General features: G+C 42.4%; 17 protein-coding genes and 1 tRNA gene. All 18 read right to left on the reverse strand.

From position 1 onward, the window contains the following. Positions 1–20: 20 nt before the first annotated feature. The 18 genes from ACYVFA_RS19865 to ACYVFA_RS19950 all read right to left on the reverse strand — a co-directional run bounded on the left by ACYVFA_RS19865 (position 21) and on the right by ACYVFA_RS19950 (position 15,373). The gene (locus ACYVFA_RS19865) at positions 21–635 is read right to left on the reverse strand and encodes a hypothetical protein (protein ID WP_460473600.1); all 615 of its coding nucleotides are present in this window, start codon (positions 633–635) and stop codon (positions 21–23) included. Beyond that, entirely contained in the window at positions 632–889 is a 258-nt protein-coding gene (locus ACYVFA_RS19870) for a hypothetical protein (RefSeq protein ID WP_460473601.1), read from the reverse strand. The genes ACYVFA_RS19865 and ACYVFA_RS19870 overlap by 4 nt, the downstream gene beginning before the upstream one ends. After that, the gene (locus ACYVFA_RS19875; protein WP_460473602.1) at positions 847–1,428 is read right to left on the reverse strand and encodes a hypothetical protein; all 582 of its coding nucleotides are present in this window, start codon (positions 1,426–1,428) and stop codon (positions 847–849) included. The genes ACYVFA_RS19870 and ACYVFA_RS19875 overlap by 43 nt, the downstream gene beginning before the upstream one ends. After that, the gene (locus tag ACYVFA_RS19880) at positions 1,397–1,714 is read right to left on the reverse strand and encodes a hypothetical protein (protein ID WP_460473603.1); all 318 of its coding nucleotides are present in this window, start codon (positions 1,712–1,714) and stop codon (positions 1,397–1,399) included. The genes ACYVFA_RS19875 and ACYVFA_RS19880 overlap by 32 nt, the downstream gene beginning before the upstream one ends. Further along, positions 1,714–2,424, reverse strand: a complete 711-nt coding sequence (locus tag ACYVFA_RS19885; RefSeq protein ID WP_460473604.1) for a hypothetical protein — start codon at positions 2,422–2,424, stop codon at positions 1,714–1,716. The genes ACYVFA_RS19880 and ACYVFA_RS19885 overlap by 1 nt, the downstream gene beginning before the upstream one ends. Beyond that, positions 2,411–3,001 (reverse strand): hypothetical protein, encoded by a 591-nt coding sequence (locus tag ACYVFA_RS19890; protein WP_460473605.1) that lies wholly within the window; start codon positions 2,999–3,001, stop codon positions 2,411–2,413. The genes ACYVFA_RS19885 and ACYVFA_RS19890 overlap by 14 nt, the downstream gene beginning before the upstream one ends. Positions 3,002–3,088: 87 nt before the next feature. Then, the gene (locus ACYVFA_RS19895; protein WP_460473606.1) at positions 3,089–3,322 is read right to left on the reverse strand and encodes a hypothetical protein; all 234 of its coding nucleotides are present in this window, start codon (positions 3,320–3,322) and stop codon (positions 3,089–3,091) included. Between the two features lie 2 nt (positions 3,323–3,324). Beyond that, a complete protein-coding gene (locus ACYVFA_RS19900) occupies positions 3,325–3,870 on the reverse strand; it encodes a hypothetical protein (protein WP_460473607.1) in 546 nt (181 codons plus the stop codon). A gap of 32 nt (positions 3,871–3,902) precedes the next feature. Continuing rightward, the gene (locus ACYVFA_RS19905; RefSeq protein ID WP_460473608.1) at positions 3,903–4,217 is read right to left on the reverse strand and encodes a hypothetical protein; all 315 of its coding nucleotides are present in this window, start codon (positions 4,215–4,217) and stop codon (positions 3,903–3,905) included. A gap of 54 nt (positions 4,218–4,271) precedes the next feature. Next, positions 4,272–5,243 carry a hypothetical protein gene (locus ACYVFA_RS19910; protein WP_460473609.1) on the reverse strand — a complete coding sequence of 324 codons (972 nt, stop codon included), beginning with the start codon at positions 5,241–5,243 and terminating at the stop codon, positions 4,272–4,274. Between the two features lie 54 nt (positions 5,244–5,297). Next, entirely contained in the window at positions 5,298–6,596 is a 1,299-nt protein-coding gene (locus tag ACYVFA_RS19915) for a Clp protease/crotonase-like domain-containing protein (protein WP_460473610.1), read from the reverse strand. Positions 6,597–6,688: 92 nt separating this feature from the next. After that, the gene (locus ACYVFA_RS19920) at positions 6,689–8,143 is read right to left on the reverse strand and encodes a hypothetical protein (protein WP_460473611.1); all 1,455 of its coding nucleotides are present in this window, start codon (positions 8,141–8,143) and stop codon (positions 6,689–6,691) included. Between the two features lies 1 nt (position 8,144). Then, positions 8,145–10,169, reverse strand: a complete 2,025-nt coding sequence (locus ACYVFA_RS19925) for a hypothetical protein (protein WP_460473612.1) — start codon at positions 10,167–10,169, stop codon at positions 8,145–8,147. 7 nt (positions 10,170–10,176) lie between these two features. Beyond that, complete coding sequence (locus ACYVFA_RS19930; protein WP_460473613.1) at positions 10,177–12,495, reverse strand: hypothetical protein; 2,319 nt, start codon at positions 12,493–12,495, stop codon at positions 10,177–10,179. After that, on the reverse strand, positions 12,437–12,970 hold the full coding sequence (locus ACYVFA_RS19935) for a hypothetical protein (RefSeq protein WP_460473614.1): 534 nt from the start codon (positions 12,968–12,970) through the stop codon (positions 12,437–12,439). The genes ACYVFA_RS19930 and ACYVFA_RS19935 overlap by 59 nt, the downstream gene beginning before the upstream one ends. Before the next feature lie 438 nt (positions 12,971–13,408). After that, the gene (locus tag ACYVFA_RS19940) at positions 13,409–13,573 is read right to left on the reverse strand and encodes a hypothetical protein (RefSeq protein WP_460473615.1); all 165 of its coding nucleotides are present in this window, start codon (positions 13,571–13,573) and stop codon (positions 13,409–13,411) included. A 187-nt stretch (positions 13,574–13,760) separates the two neighbouring features. Then, on the reverse strand, positions 13,761–14,969 hold the full coding sequence (locus ACYVFA_RS19945) for a phage integrase SAM-like domain-containing protein (RefSeq protein WP_460473616.1): 1,209 nt from the start codon (positions 14,967–14,969) through the stop codon (positions 13,761–13,763). A 332-nt stretch (positions 14,970–15,301) separates the two neighbouring features. Then, a tRNA-Arg gene (locus ACYVFA_RS19950) sits at positions 15,302–15,373 on the reverse strand. Positions 15,374–15,432: the final 59 nt, after the last annotated feature.

The following is a 15,432-nucleotide window of genomic DNA, read 5'->3' on the forward strand; positions in this document are numbered from 1 at the left end:
CCCGCTGCTGTGGCTTGTTATTATGTAATTTCTTCAAATTCTGCATCTGTGGCAATTGCATTTAGTTTGGTGGATAGGTGTTTTTTACCATGCTCATGATACTTCTTCAATTTCTTCTGAAGCTTTTTCTCATCCAATTCCACTGGAGTATTCAATGATGCCGGGTCAAATGAGAAAAACAGGTCAGGCAAAACAACCTTACTGTAATCAATAGGCGGTGTTTTAGGATAGAGTAGCAATAGGGCATTCATATTCCGGTTATGTTGCGCTAAGATCTTCCCGTCCGGATCTTTCTTAGTCAGCTCCCTGGCTCTATCTTCCAGAATGTTTTCGGCCTGTATGGACATAAGCATTTCTTTTTGCTCAAAAAGGCTCGTTTGGTCATACAGGTTAATGAATTCATGATAATAGATATAAGCTACTGTATGGCTAGCTATGCCAAACTTTTTAAAATCCGCTATCAATGCATCAATTACATCCTTTCTGGTCTTTCTTCTATCCTTCAGGTCTTTGATGAAATTAATAATAGCTATGTGCCTGGTCTGTTGCGGTGTCATTTCGAATTTTTCTCCCTCCAGTACCTTCACCACAAGCCCCCTGAATTTGCTCTGTTCGTCTGCTGTTAGTCCTTTCATACTTTTGCCATGTTTGCTGAATCAATGATTTTGAGCGCCTGTTTAAGGGCATCAGCGCTTTTGTTTTCGGCCAAACCGAAAATAATATTTCTTATCCTGGCTATTTGCTTCAGCTGCTCTACTACCATCACGTCGTCAATCTCCTGACAATCGTCCAGGCCTGTAATTAATAAGATTTCTTCCTTGGTCATAAATGCAGCTGCAAAGCCAGCTACTTCGTTTCGTTCTTCTGCTGTAAGTGTTTTTGTATCCATGTGTGGTATAGGTTGTAGGTGTTTTCACTACGCATGATGCACCCGAATTCGTTTTTAGTATTCCGATTCAGGTTCGCGGTGATCAGGATGGTAAACTTTTCGGTTTTAGTCGCTATCATATACCCCTTAGCGTGCGATTTTGCGAAGCCATAGGCATCAGCCATGCCCTCAAAATACTGATAGGCATTAGGCTGCCGTTCCCGGATGCGCCAGTCCAGCACAGCCTCCAGACGAGTAATAAGGCCTACTTGCTTGAGTGTATGAATTGCCCTTAAGGGTGGTTCAGATAACCCCCACGTGCAGAATGATAATTGACCTTTACCGTATTCCTGAAATACTTTAACTATGAGCTGGTGAACTGACCATTTGCCCTCGGTGATAAAGGAAACAAGGTTTGATTCGTGTAATAAACTGACAATAGCAGCTATGCCGTCAGGCGTAGCGCTGTCGAGTTCAAAAGCTTCAGTAATTGCATTGTTATTTTCTTCGGGTTTGGCTTTTATATCATCAAACCTGAACAAACTCGTCCTCTTGTTCATCTATCAATTTTTGTACGTGTACTAATTCAGCCCTTTTTTCGGCCTCAAATATTGCCCTGCGGCGTTCCGGTATGCGGTTAAGGTACGAAGGCGTTAGATAAGTCCTGAGTGTCTGTAAACGCTTAAAAAGGCTTTCTCCAGCTTTCAGTTCTAACTTAACCGGCTGCTGTTTTTCCAATACCTTTCCGGTATTATCGTAATACTTCGTAATCTCCCACAGATGGGCAATCTGCTCCCAGTTTTCCTTTATCCTGAATGCCGTTTTTTTGATTTCTTCCTGTTGCATTAGTAGATAACCCTCCGCCAGTTGAAGTGAGTAATGAGAACTAAATCGACGTTTTTTATCTCCGAGGTTTCAGGGAGAAAAATACGTCTGTACCGATTTTCTAAGGGATTGATAAACTTGCCTGAGGCAGTGGTATTAACAGGTACTCTATCAAAATTCGAATGCGCTGCGGCCTCAAACTTAGGTCGATATTTAGCCTGGTATACCTCCCTCAAATCCAGTATTTCACCCCCTTCATTTTTATGGCGATTGGCAGTAATGGCAATCAGGTTAAAGGGTACAGCTGCACCATTCGTAAATAGTTTATCCATCAGCTTCACCATCTCGCGAAGTTTGATTTCACCTGATAACTTGCCGTAAAATTGCGGTTGCTCTTCCACATGGGCTACTAAACGCTCATGCTCCCGGTTTACTAATGCATACAGTTGTTTCCTGAGAGCTACGGCATCCAGTATCGGCTGGGGTGCCGTAGGTAGGTCAGAAGGGGGTACCACCTGCTTACTACCTACCTGGGCAGGTACCTGAGTAGGTACCTTAACCCCTGCAAGGTAGGTCGATAGCTCCTTTCGTAGCTGGTTATAGGTAAACTCCGTTTCACCAAGGGCCTGAAACGTTTTTAGCCAGGTCTTATTCAGACCTAGCTGTTCATATAGCTGTACCCCTTCCTGATAGCTACCCTCGTGCTGTATCCAGTTGTTAATTGAATGCATTGATCCATGGGTTTAATGGTGTTTCAAGATAGCATGGTTTATATCTTGAAAACTTAAACACCATTTCATTAACCGACTTTTCAATTCCAGATTCATCAGTAAAATCTTCTAATTGCCCGCCTGATAATTGTCTGCCAAACCAAACGTGTCTACCATCAGGTTTCACTAAAACAATATGTACCTCAGCTCTTTTGAACATTTCTCTGAAACCTAATGCCTCTACCTCACTATCGATAGTAAACGATAGAGTCGTTTCTACTGCGGTCGATTCAGTTAGATTATTAAGGGGCTTCGCACTGGTTTTTATGCTGTTTTTTACACAGGTCACAGGTTGAAAAAGAGGTGCAAGTTGCACATCACCCGGATTAGGAATGTCATTGATAGCTAATACATTTGGATTAAATACACCAGTTGCCTTATCGTAATCTGCATAACTTAGACCTGAAGTCAAAGGAGACGGAACCGGAGTAGTAGTGAAGTCATCAAATGCAATCCAGATAGCATCTAACCAGCCAGTATCGGAGGTTTTACTACCATCGCGTTTTAATTTTTTTGGATTTGGCTTTACTTCTGCCATGATTGTTAAATTTTAAATTGTGTGATTCAAAAAAAGCCAGTTGCATTGCTACAATCTGGCTTTTGGGTACTCGTTCAGCAAAGCTGTTCAGGATAACTCTTCGGGGGTGTTTTCCTCCAATATGGCGGTAAGACCTCCAAAGTTTTCAATCTCTGCAAGGGAGATGGTGTTCAGGTTAATTACACCACCCGGAACCCCTGCAATTTGTATCTCGTTTGACTCTAACTGAGTGCGCAATTTGTATTTCTCTGCTACTTCAGGAATCAATTTTACTACTGGTTCATTGGCTTCTCCAGGAAGCTGTTTAAGTGCTCTTGCCATTATTATGGTTCTACGACAGGGGTGATTGTTGTGCCCGATGGGAGATATAAGTAAGAGAATGGACTACATTCAAATACAAATGCATCAGACGATTTTTCGATTGACTCCTCATCCGTAAATTCTCCCATACCAGCTGGTGATTCTTTACGACCTACCCAAATCAGATTTCCATCCGCTTTTGGTAGCACAATTTGAACCTCAGCACGCTTGTACATCTCACGGAAACCTGTTGAGGCATCAGACGCGTCTAATTCAAACATTACACGCGTAGTCACGGCGCTGGAGTCTTTTAGCGTACCAGTAGGTTTGCACTCAAGCTTAACAGTATTCTTCCTACACTCAACTTTTGTCCACTTGGCATCTGTTCCGAAACCACCAGTGGCGGTAGCATAAGCAGAATAGGTTAAAGTTGGGGTCAATACGGTCTTTGTAGGAAAAGTTGATAAGTCTTCAGTCAGCGCAATCCAGATAAAATCCAGGTAGCCCGTTTCACCTGTTTTCACGGTGTTTCTTTTGAGCTTCTTCGGATTCGGTTTAACATCTGCCATTTTATTATAAAAAAGGTTAAAAGGTGCGTGAATTATTTAGTCTCTATCAATACCTGGGCATCAATCAGGTGCTTAATCAATTCCGCTTGCTTTTCATCCGTAGATTTAAGCTCTGAAATCTTTTCAGCTGTGTAAATAGTGCCCTCAACCTGTACCTCTGGGTAAACAATTTTGTATTTTGTTTTATCTACGGTTAGGGTTTTGGTAGTTTGTGTAGCGGCGGTAGCTTTTTCAGTAGCAACTTTTAGCTGTTCAGCTAAAGTTTCGGCTACTTTATCAGCTTGTTCTTTTTCGGCCTTGGCATCCGCTAATTCTTTCTGCAAGGCTGCAATTTCTTCTGCTGTCATGATTGTTTAAAAAATGTGGGGAGTTGTTAGCTCCCCGGGTTGTGTGGATTTAGGTTATGCAAGGGAGTTAACAGACATTGCTTCAGGATCAATAATACGCACCCCTGCTACGAATTTGCTACCATACCAGTAGTTGAATCCGTCTTTCTGAATATCTAGTTCAGAAATAAAATCAGGCTTATCAGTACCTACCTGAATCGCTCCGTTATTCACAGCAAGGATACGAGACGATGAACCAAGCCAGTACGCCTTCGTAATGATTGCCTTGCCGCTTGTACCGTCCATTTCCATTTCGGTTTTTGATTGGTCAATGAACTCTACTTTACGGTTGTAGCGACGATTGTACTGATCGCAATACAGTTTGAAGACAGCCTCAGAGCAGAAAATACGGGAATTGTTTTTGCGGTAAGGTGCGCGTAAAGCCATCCATACAGCTTCAAAACCTTGAATTACGTTACCATCTGTCATGCCGGCATTCCAGCCAGAACCGCCAGACCAAGCGGCTGTCGTTACTGGTGCAATAAGAGTAGCTGTGATGGCAGCTAAAAGGTCTTTTTCCAGACCGTCCATCATGCGTTTACTTCTATTACCTGGATTGTCCGCAAGAGCTTTGTCCCCCTTCCAGAATGTTTCAGAGTTGAATTGCTGGAAGATTTTTTCCAGATAATAGGTAATGAAGGCTTCTTCATACTTCACTTTGCCATCCGTGATTTTTGAGTTTACACCCAAAAATGTTCTTCGCATAATTTCAGGATCAATAGCCATTGTTGCCTGACCAACATCTACCATTAACTCACGATCACTGAAGACGATTTCACCACCATTGGTATCTTTAGCACCCGTGTAAGGCCCTAATAAATTGCCGATGGTCATTTTCGGATAACGTTTACTATTAGTTACAGCTGTGTCAATCGAAAAATGACGGTTAACTTCTAGCTCCTGTAGTAAACTTTTGATTATCGTAGGGGCATACTGGCCAGCAAAAGCCAGTAAGCCAGCTACGTTTAAGGCATTGGTTAGTGCCATGTGGATTTATAAAAATTTAAAGGTTGCGTGGATTTAGGTTAAAAAAGACTGGTGTTACACAATTTCAGTCAATTGACTGCTCTGTTCTTGTGGCTTGTCTGTCTCTTTTTGTTGTGTTGTGGTAGTGGTTGCACCTGGTACTTTTGCCTCTAGGTCACCTAGCTTTTTCTTGGTTTCAGCGTGGGCAGCTTTTTCTTCGCCCAGGTCTTTTTTAAAGGCTTCGATTTTGGCATCATAGTCGGCTTTCATCGTTGTTAGCTCCTGAGAAAAGCCGTTGATTTTCTCGGCGATTCCTCCGGCTACAGCTGCGCCGAATTCCTCATCCGAGTGTTCGGTTTTATCGGCCTTTTCGGCTACTGTAAAGCCAATTGCAGTCGCAATCGACTGAAAAAATTTCTTCATACTCGTTTTTGATTGGTTGATTGTACTATTTGATTGTTTGGAATTGGCAAGTTCTTGAACCTTCGCGACTGCGTCGTTCAGGTCACCTATGGCATCTATCAGGCCATTGGCCATAGCTTTTTTGGCAGTGTAATCTGCACCCTCAAGGGCATCTGGACTAATGTCCGGGCGTTGTGATTTAGCAAAATCCATAAACGACTCATCAAGGTCGAAAAGAATACCCTTTTCGTATCCTGAATAATCGCCCTTGGCAGCAAGTCGGTGAGCGTGATTCTTTTTGGGGGAGGTTTCCGAATAGACTTCTTCCACCGTCACCCCAATTTTCTCGTAGTATTTTTTCCAGCTGACGTAAGTTGTCATTACGCCAATGCTGCCGACAATGATCGATTGAGAGGTAGCGTAAATGTAATCAGAGGCACAGCCTATGAAATACATCGCCGAACACATCAGGCCTTCGCAAAGGCTCACAATAGGCTTTTCAGCTTTGAATCTTAGCTTGTAGTTAGCTAATTCACTGGTACCCAACACTGAGCCACCACCCGAACTACACAGCTCAACCACCCCAACAATTTCAGGGTCGTTAAGCATCTGTTCGTACCAGGCCATGATCGTTTTAGTGCCAGCGGCATAGCAGCTATCATACTGCATAATAGTACCAAACACAGGTATTACACCCACATTACCCACCCGAAAAGGAGGATTAGAGTAATAATTTGCGTCTGGTACTTCGTAAGGTACAGCAGCCTGCGAATTGGCTTTCATGAAACTTAATACACGTCCTTCTTTACGTTTCCGGCGATCTTCGCTGTTGTTATCCTCGTCGTCAAGATGTGCCTTTCCGCCTTGTAAAACATTTACCACAGTGGGCAATAATGCTAAAGCAGTATCCGGCTGTATGTACCAATACTGTGAGGTCAGGGCGTGTATTAAGTTGTGTCTGCTCGAATTCATGATTCGAATTTCACGCAATCTTTCGGGGTGTAGAAGGACAAAAAAAAGAGGTAAGTCAATTGACTTACCTCTTTTTGGTGGTGTTTAGCTTATCAGAATGTCCGGGCTCTGAAGGTATATTTCTCGCCATTGTTAAGCGTAAACCGGACAAAAACATAATAAGTGCCTGTAGCCGGAATAGGCACTATGTCGGTGGGTTGCCATGCCGTTTCCGGTATGGTAGTAAGGTTAGCGTAGTCAACGGTACTCACAAAGCTTTCCATCAACTTAGGCGCTACTGCGTTTTTTCCAAGCAATAGTTTGCCCGTTTCCTGATACAAAGTAGGCTCTACAATATCGCCGATATTGTTACATAGAAACTCTACCGAGAAACTCAACCCGGCAAGCCCGTCACCGGTGGCAGCTGTTTGCTCCAGGTAAACATATACCTCAGCGCATGGGGCAGCCGATAGGTAGTCTGAGGTGTATTCAGTAGCGGCCGTAATATTCGTCACCTGGTTAATCGCTGCATCCGAGCTTTTAATCGTCAGGCGGCAGTTATTCGTGTAGGTCGCTTTCTTTACTCGCACCCTCACACCAGCTCTACTATTCAGCGGATTCACAAACACCAGGGCGAGCGATTGCCCCACAGCTCCCATCTTCACAAATAAAAATCCATCTTCGCTATTCACATAAACCGACGGATCGAGATTCGGCGGGCTAGCCAGACGTAGGCTTTCAGTGCTATGTCGCCTCAGCTGCTGTGTTTTCATCGTTGCTACCGCCACCGCTGGCAAACCGTAACAAAATGTAATCGGGCTACGTGGTGCAGGGTTCTGATTAGGGTTAAAGTAATCAGCACTATTGAAATAGTAATAGGCTAAATTGGTTTCTGGGCTTGATGGCGCAATGTAGTAGGGGTTTGTCACTCCGGCCAAAGGTGTTACGTTCGGTAATACTGCTCCTGATGCAACGCCAGTCGCTAGTTTATACCACTCCAGCTGATTGTTTTTCAACCTGTGACTTAAAATATTCACGATTGCATTTGGCACAGTTGTTCCCGTCACATCAGATAAACTCACTCCCGGTGGTGGGGTTACGAGGGTAAAATCTCTATTATGTGGATCAATATCCGTTTCAGGCATTACCCAACCGCTATTGCAATTAAATTTATAATAGCCATACGGGCTATAATTTTCCATCTGGAAAGTGATTTCTTTGTACTCTCCACCATAAACGGTATACGCATGGAAATCAACCATGCCCAGCATATTATTAGTATTACTACTATCACCTCTGAACAAGATGAAAAGGCAAGGCAAACCTGTCTTACCAAGGTTCCAGAATTTCAATTTATAGGTATAATCAACTCCAGTAGGCAAATCCATGATGCTACTATCCGGGTGATTGTTATAATTAAACTGCCGGATATTATTATAAAAACCTCCCTGCACTGCAAGGCAAGACTTAATCAATTGATTGTTTTGATATAGTTCCCAGTAGATCGGGTTTGCATAATCTACGCTATTGGTGTAGGTGATGCTGTGTGTGGCCGTATGAAATTTCATCTTACCAGTTAGGGTTTAGTAGGTTTCCGGTGTGCTTGTGCTGCACACCATATAAGTCGTTATACTGAAGCCTGATATTATCAGTGGTGTAAGTGCCTGCCGGAAGCTCAAACGCGTTCACAAAGTGCTGTCGGCCTTTGATTTTAAATGTTTTGTTAAATCCTGATTGATTGCTCAGGCTCATGTTCACTACTATTTCTTCATCCTTATCCAGTCGCGGATCAGTGCCGAAAACTACCAGGTTCTTTCCTGATAGCACCCCGAATAATAGCACCTGGTTTGTCTGGTCGCTTGGCGCTGTGGCTTGCCAGTATTTTTCACTGCCCGAAAACACATTATACTTATTATGTATATCCTGCAAATACTTAAGCGAAGCTGTATAGCTTTCGAAGGTTCCCCAGTAGCGCGGCACTGGCTGAATCTGCCCGTCTTTGAATAAATTATAGTCCTGGCCATACGGCTTCACCGGATAGCCTCCTGGCTCATTTAGTCCGGCCCTGGGCCCGTAATCTGTCCAGACATACATAGATTTTACGCCTATCAGATAGGTTAGGTAAACCTGAAATTCGGCCATATACTGCGAGATTGGCCGTGAGATTTTCGTCATCGAAAAGAAAGTACCTTCCGTTTCATCGCGAATAATATGGCATAGCTTGTTCGTGAAATTGTCCGGTGTGCTTATGTCATAATTCCCGTTATTGAATTTCTTCAAGCCCATCCGGGCAAACACCAGGTGCGAGTATAAGGCATAAGGCTGAATCGTTGCATACCAGACTTCCGGCAGATAATCGTTTTCATAATAATACTCCCGGGCATCTTTCGGGCTTGCATAAAAATTGATGGTTTGCCCGTTCTGTTTCTCCGTAAAATCAGTGTCTCTCCAGACACGCCTGCCGCCAGACATTACATATTTACCGTCCGAATCTTTCTTATACAGGCTTTCGTACATCGGAAACGGCACTTTTTCATACGAAAACAACCCGTGCTGTATACCTGCAATACCTAGGTAAGGAGTCACATTCACTGAAGCATTTTTGAAAGTCGCTATCTCAGCGCTGGAGTGGTACGGAAAGAATCGCTTTTCGCCGAAGGGTATAGAAGCATTATTCAGCGTAAAGCTACCAAGGCAGCTGTTAAACAAATAGCCGTAAAGAATCGGCTCAAAGAATTTGCCTTCAGCGGTGGCTCTGTCTTTCGCGCCTAATATGATCTGCTTCATTAATCGGCCTTTCTCCTCCCATCTGCCCTGCCACATTTCTTCGTTCCAGAAGGGCACGCCGATTCGCACACCGTAGCTATTTGTTTCCGGCACCCAGGCACCCCAACTACTATAATATAATTTTTTGCCCGCTTCAAAGGCCGTTGCATCACTTACGCTCGTCAGATTTTCCGTTTTCGTACTCATTCCAGCTGCATCAGCCTTGCCTGCCGCTATCAGTTCCGGCACAATCTGGTTATCAAATACGGCATTGCAATCCATAAATTTCGATGCCTTGTTTATAGGCACTTGCGCAATTGTATTCAGGCCTACGCCGTCGGTATGTGTCCACCCATGCGCCAGGGCATCACCAGATGGCCCGGTTTCGTTGCTGAACCTTGGATTACCATAGCCGTAAACCGCCTGGCCGAAAGTATTCTGAAAGTTGCCGAACTGGCTCCAGTTAATTTGATTGGGAACCTGTGAAATCAGATAACTTTGGCTTTCCGTTGGATTCACCGGACCCGACTCGCAACTGATTATATTAGCCACCCGGCCGAGCTGGTCGATCTTCATCGCCTGGTTTCCTTGTACTACATAATAGTTACCCGGGCGAAGTTTAATTTTTGAAGTAGGGGAGCTACTCGACCAAACCGTTTTACCTACTATCAGGCCGCCTTTCTGAACATAAAATTTAAAATTTTGGGGTGTATAACCCGTTCCTGGCTGATTCTGCGTGCAGGCCTCGGTCAATGTGCGATAGGTGCGGATATCCAGCTGTGCAAACAAGCTGTTTGCTATCAGCAAAAACAAAAGAATTTTTTTCATGTGTAGATTATAAATCGTCGGTCATAACTATTTTCACGCGGCCGACTTCGTTTGTGGGTGGATTTAGATTTAAATAATTCGTATTGAAAGCTGCATAGTTTTTCACCAGGGCTTTCAGGCTCACGTTCATCGTAGGCCCTTCGCTGAAGGTGTCTGCTTTGTTGGCATCCCATCTATACAGATCTTCTACCATATCCAGCATATTATTAAAATGTGCCGGGTGCGTTACACTACTTACTATCAGGTTTAATATTCTGCCTTTATTTAGCCTGAACATCTGGGCCTGCTGATAAATCGTGTTTCTTACAATCGTAGGATCCGTGATCGGCGGTGTGTTGGTAATCAAATCCTGAACATTCAGCTCAGTGGCAATAATACCCCCAAAAGCGCGAACCATATCCGCCGCCGGAATCTTCGTGCCGTTAAAATTCGTGAATCCGTTTTGGGTGTGCAGAACCTGAGCAACTGTACCTATTTTAATATAATTATAGGTTTTACGGGCTGCCCCTAATGCATCAGAAGTTGAACCAGGACTGAAGATGTTTAATATATCCGGATTTTTTCCTTTGATGATAATATCACACTCCATCTGAAAATCCATCATCAATTTTTCCTGAAACTTGTACCACAGCGTAAACAAATCTGTATTATACATCGCCTGTAATAAGGCCGTAGTCATTTGCTGAAGGGTGGAAACGGCCACTTTCGGCGGCTGAATCTGGAGTTTATTTGTCCAGCTGGTGCCCATAGCCGAATTATAGGCCGCCAAAGTTGGATATCTTACCGTTACACACCAATCCTGAAACTTCGATATCGCTGTCGGGTGGTAATCCATTTCGCAAGGATAATCCATCGCAGGCCCTACATAGTTATAAGATCCGAAATCTGCTCCTGCTTCCTGTTGTGCCGATGTAACAACCGCTACCGCGAAAAATTTTCTGCCCAGGATCGGATAATATCTATCCATCACCTTTTGCACAAAGCCTTTCATTTTAGCTTTTGCCGAGTCTACCGCCAAGCTGCCATGCCCTTTCCCTTGCGAATTATAGGCCCGTAGCGGATTGCCGAATTGATCCTGGGCAATCTCTGTAAATAAATTAAAAGTAGCATTAGAGAAATCGGTGTAGATAGGCCCTACGGTTTCGTCACGCTCCTGAAAGTAGTACCGGCTATCATCATAATTCACAATGATCCTGAATATCACATTGTCAAACTCCTTAGCTGCATTTATCAGATAGTCGTTCTTTTCAAAATACTTATTCAGTAAATCAGCATTAGTTTCATTGTACTGTGACAAGCTTTTGAAAACCCCATCAAATTCAATGTTAACCTGCACGCACTTGGCACCTTTTGCCTTAAAGGCCCTCATGTCCTTCACGGTTTGCTCAGGATCAGCCTGTGGGAACATCGGGGCAAAACTGATAATGAAATCAGGCTGAACCGACTGCACAGTTGTTCCGGTAGCACCTGACGCAATACGCGCAGCGTTTGAGCCCGAATATTCCTCCAGATCACTTTCAACGGGTTTATTAGGGTCGATGGCAATCATGTTCGATGTGAATGTGTATTTCTCTACATTCACAAAATACTGCTTCGATTTGTAGACGGTAGGCGTGAAATACCCTTTCACAAAAATGTAGATCGTTTGCTGGTTAGGCACATTGCTCAGCAGCAGGGCAGTGCCGTCCATGTTCGTCGTCCAGTTCGTTACGGTACTTACATCGTCCAGTAACGACCATCCGATCTGATGCGTAAAACTTCCCCAGCCATAAGGCGGCAGCCGCGAAACCTTTAGTTTAATGTTCCCATCGGTGCTACTGTCTACAACAATATCACCTATTTCTTCACTCAGAATGTCCGGAAACACGTAATCGTCAAAATTCACATAGCTTACTTTCCTGAACGTAAATTCGTACTTAGATACATCGCCGGGCGTCACTGCCTGTTTGTATTCATACGTGCACACCAGGGGCGCTACTGTTACAACGCGGTCGTTCATAGTAGTAATTTCTGCTACTATCAATCTACCTTCAAGTTTCCTGAAAGGCAGGTCAAACTGTGCTTTTAACAGATCATTGTTAATAATGACCTTGAAAATCACATCGTTCACAATCCCGTTTTCGGTCGATTGCATGACCGTCAGGTCGCCGAAATCGAAATCAGATTTGGTTTTGTCGAAAATCCAGCCCTGGCCGGATTTAAAAGTTGTGTTCTGGACTGACTGAGTCTGAAAATCTTGTTCGCTCAGCTTACTAGCTAAACCTAGCTTAAGCCGATAGATTTGCCCGTAGTTCTCTGCCTTCCAGTTGGTTTGCGTTAATGACATTCTTGGATTTGCGTTTATAGAGAAGTTCGCCGTTCGAAGCGCGCTTTCTTCTCTCATTTCTATCCAAAGTTGACAATTCCGTTGCATCCATAGAAAGACCGTTTTTGTTGATAAATTGCGTCAGTGCAGCTCTTATCTTGACTTTCTTATTTACTTCTCTTTGCTCTTTTACAAATTCATAAGCAGCTTTCTTGATAAGCTTATCTACATAGGTGTTAACTGCATTCACCCCCTCCAGCGAAATGTTATCTACATAATAGAAGATATTTTCACGAATCTGAATTTTGATATGACGGGGATAATAGGCGTTGTCGAACTTCTCCTGATAAGCCTTGTAGGTACGGGAGTAGATTTTGTAGAGCGAGGTTAATTTAAAACCTAAATCATCTTTCAGGGCAAAACGAAAGGGGGCGGGGTGTATACGCTTGAGAAACTGGTAGTTGTTCTCAGTCACAGGTACAAAAATTGATTGCATTTGACGACGAAAAAAAAGGACATCCTTGGTTATACTTTTGCAAAAAAATAGGGTATATTTGCTCCCGTCCGAAGCACATATACCCGAAGAAAAATTTCCCGGCCGTCGTTAGCGCGACGGCTATTTTTGTATAACAAATATACAAATTTCCAATTTGTCTACAAAATTTTCCCTGGCATTTGTTGGCCAGCTGAACCGGCACAAAAATTTGTTAACAAATTCTCAAATCGATTTCTTCCGGAAGCTTTCAGGAAAGAAAATTTTGTTAACAAAATCTACATAAAAAAACAGTAGCGCCCGTGGCTCTGTCGTCCATCAGGCTACTACTGCAAAAAATTTGTTAGCAAATCTTAATTTGTTAAATTGCGATGTTCTTCAATTTTCACGAGATTTTGGGAACGCTTGGGAGTTTCCGCCCGCAATGCGGGGCTCCCTTTTTTAATTGTTTGTTTCGAACAACTTTCCAATAGCGGCTAATGTCAGGATATTAGACCTTTCAACCTTGGTAGCACTGTGAGGGATTGCTTTCAGAATTTCATCACCACGTTTAGTGGCTTCCTGAATAAGGGGAGAAATGAGCGATAATAGCTCTGGATTCGTCATGCTCGGTATGAGCTTGACGATCGCGTCAATCTTTTCTTTCATTTTACGAGATTTTGGTTTTTAAAAACTATATGCTCCCCCGCAATGAGGGCATATAATCATTATATATACTACACAAATCTACAAAAATTCAATTTCAAAACAATTATCATTATTTTTATCTTATTCCCATCCTTATTTTATACAATTAATAGATAGCATCACTTAATTCATCATTCCGATATTCTGAGGCCGAATTGAAATAAGCTTCGGTTACTTTTTCAGAGCTATGACCTAATGCCATAGATGCGCTTTTTTTATCCATTTTACCTCTAACAATTTCAGCAAAGCTATGCCTGGCTGAATTAGTTGAGAATTTTGGAAGCTCTAACAGAGTTGCCATTTTCCTAAGATTCTTATTTATTAAAGTTGTCTTAGAAGCAATAAATTGATTAAACTGTAAATCAGAATGTTTAACAGGTAATTTTCTTAGAAATGGAAAAAGAAAGTCTGAAGGCTTATGTTCTTGTGAAAGGTAGAACTGAATAATTTTTTCTGCTCTAGGATGTATTTTAATATTAAAATTTTTCTGAGTTTCTTGGGTTTTTAAGGCTGTGTAGATAAGTCGGCCATTAACTATGTTAACAAATTTCAAATTAAGCACATCAGAAACACGCATTCCCCAGTGCAGGTAGGAAAATAAAAATACATTTCTAGCATCAAACATTACCAGGTTTTGTGATGGCATGAAGTCCTCTATTTTTTTTATTTGTTCTTCACTAAACCTAACGCGCTTAGATTTAGCCCTTTTTATATCAATTAATGTAAATGGATTTACTTCGGGTCTGAAAATACCAGCCTTTAAACCATCATTATATCTTGCTCTTAATGTTTTCATTATACTCCAGATTGTATTCGTGCTTAGCTTCTTTCTCTTTAAATAAGCCTTATACTCCTCCAGAAACTCATAATTTATATCTGCAAAATATAATTCTTCAGAACCTTTTAAATACTCTTTCAGACCATTCAAAACCCCATTTTGTGCGTCTCTTGTATTTACGTTAGTAAATCGCGAAATCACATTTTTGGCATATTTAAAATAATTGTCGCCTAAAACATTATTCTTTAATGTGTTCTGAAGTTGTTTAGCTGTTATCTGTTGTTGTTGCAACTTGCTACCCAGATATTTTTTATCAAGTTGAGCAAGTTGAATTTTAATTAGGTCATTCAGCATTGATGACAAAGGATGTTTACGCCTAACAAGTTTGTTTTCATTATCCCACATTTCAGATTTTACAGAATGCCCTATCCCCACTCTTTTATGCTTACCGTCTTGAGTAATTCTTATCATTATATTTTGACTACCATCCTTTTTAATATAAGAGTCCAGCTCTGGAGTAAAGGTTATTGTTTTCATATTTTGAAATCCCTGTAAAATTCCCTGTAAAAAATGTCAAACTCTGTTGTACTCTGGTAAAGCCTGATAAAGCAAATAGCCCCTAAAACATCGTTGCAGGGGCTACTTTCTTTACTACAATTCATCACCATCTATTTCGGTGACCTCGCCGGGAATCGAAGACTGCGCGTCCCGGACTGCGCGTCTCGCCCGGATCTAAAGTTTAGGAAACTTCTATTCTATTGATGATAAGCTAGTGACCTCGCCGGGAATCGAAGACTGCGCGTCCCGGACTGCGCGTCTCGCCCGCATCTAAAGTTTAGGAAACTTCTATTCTATTGATGATAAGCTAGTGACCTCGCCGGGAATCGAACCCGGATCTAAAGTTTAGGAAACTTCTATTCTATCCGTTGAACTACGTGGTCTAGAGTTGAGTTAGCGTAATCTAACTCAACTACAAATTTGAGCAATTTTTTGTTTCAAA

The organism is Emticicia fontis, from assembly GCF_054779675.1.

Excerpts from the sequence above, each read along its gene's own strand:
- ACYVFA_RS19925 (WP_460473612.1), bottom strand. The coding sequence starts at position 10,169 with ATGAAAAAAATTCTTTTGTTTTTGCTGATAGCAAACAGCTTGTTTGCA.
- ACYVFA_RS19890 (WP_460473605.1), bottom strand. The coding sequence starts at position 3,001 with ATGGCAGAAGTAAAGCCAAATCCAAAAAAATTAAAACGCGATGGTAGT.
- ACYVFA_RS19880 (WP_460473603.1), bottom strand. The coding sequence starts at position 1,714 with ATGCAACAGGAAGAAATCAAAAAAACGGCATTCAGGATAAAGGAAAAC.
- ACYVFA_RS19865 (WP_460473600.1), bottom strand. The coding sequence starts at position 635 with ATGAAAGGACTAACAGCAGACGAACAGAGCAAATTCAGGGGGCTTGTG.
- ACYVFA_RS19895 (WP_460473606.1), bottom strand. The coding sequence starts at position 3,322 with ATGGCAAGAGCACTTAAACAGCTTCCTGGAGAAGCCAATGAACCAGTA.
- ACYVFA_RS19900 (WP_460473607.1), bottom strand. The coding sequence starts at position 3,870 with ATGGCAGATGTTAAACCGAATCCGAAGAAGCTCAAAAGAAACACCGTG.
- ACYVFA_RS19940 (WP_460473615.1), bottom strand. The coding sequence starts at position 13,573 with ATGACGAATCCAGAGCTATTATCGCTCATTTCTCCCCTTATTCAGGAA.
- ACYVFA_RS19915 (WP_460473610.1), bottom strand. The coding sequence starts at position 6,596 with ATGAATTCGAGCAGACACAACTTAATACACGCCCTGACCTCACAGTAT.
- ACYVFA_RS19920 (WP_460473611.1), bottom strand. The coding sequence starts at position 8,143 with ATGAAATTTCATACGGCCACACACAGCATCACCTACACCAATAGCGTA.
- ACYVFA_RS19935 (WP_460473614.1), bottom strand. The coding sequence starts at position 12,970 with ATGCAATCAATTTTTGTACCTGTGACTGAGAACAACTACCAGTTTCTC.
- ACYVFA_RS19870 (WP_460473601.1), bottom strand. The coding sequence starts at position 889 with ATGGATACAAAAACACTTACAGCAGAAGAACGAAACGAAGTAGCTGGC.
- ACYVFA_RS19905 (WP_460473608.1), bottom strand. The coding sequence starts at position 4,217 with ATGACAGCAGAAGAAATTGCAGCCTTGCAGAAAGAATTAGCGGATGCC.
- ACYVFA_RS19945 (WP_460473616.1), bottom strand. The coding sequence starts at position 14,969 with ATGAAAACAATAACCTTTACTCCAGAGCTGGACTCTTATATTAAAAAG.
- ACYVFA_RS19910 (WP_460473609.1), bottom strand. The coding sequence starts at position 5,243 with ATGGCACTAACCAATGCCTTAAACGTAGCTGGCTTACTGGCTTTTGCT.
- ACYVFA_RS19875 (WP_460473602.1), bottom strand. The coding sequence starts at position 1,428 with ATGAACAAGAGGACGAGTTTGTTCAGGTTTGATGATATAAAAGCCAAA.
- ACYVFA_RS19885 (WP_460473604.1), bottom strand. The coding sequence starts at position 2,424 with ATGCATTCAATTAACAACTGGATACAGCACGAGGGTAGCTATCAGGAA.
- ACYVFA_RS19930 (WP_460473613.1), bottom strand. The coding sequence starts at position 12,495 with ATGTCATTAACGCAAACCAACTGGAAGGCAGAGAACTACGGGCAAATC.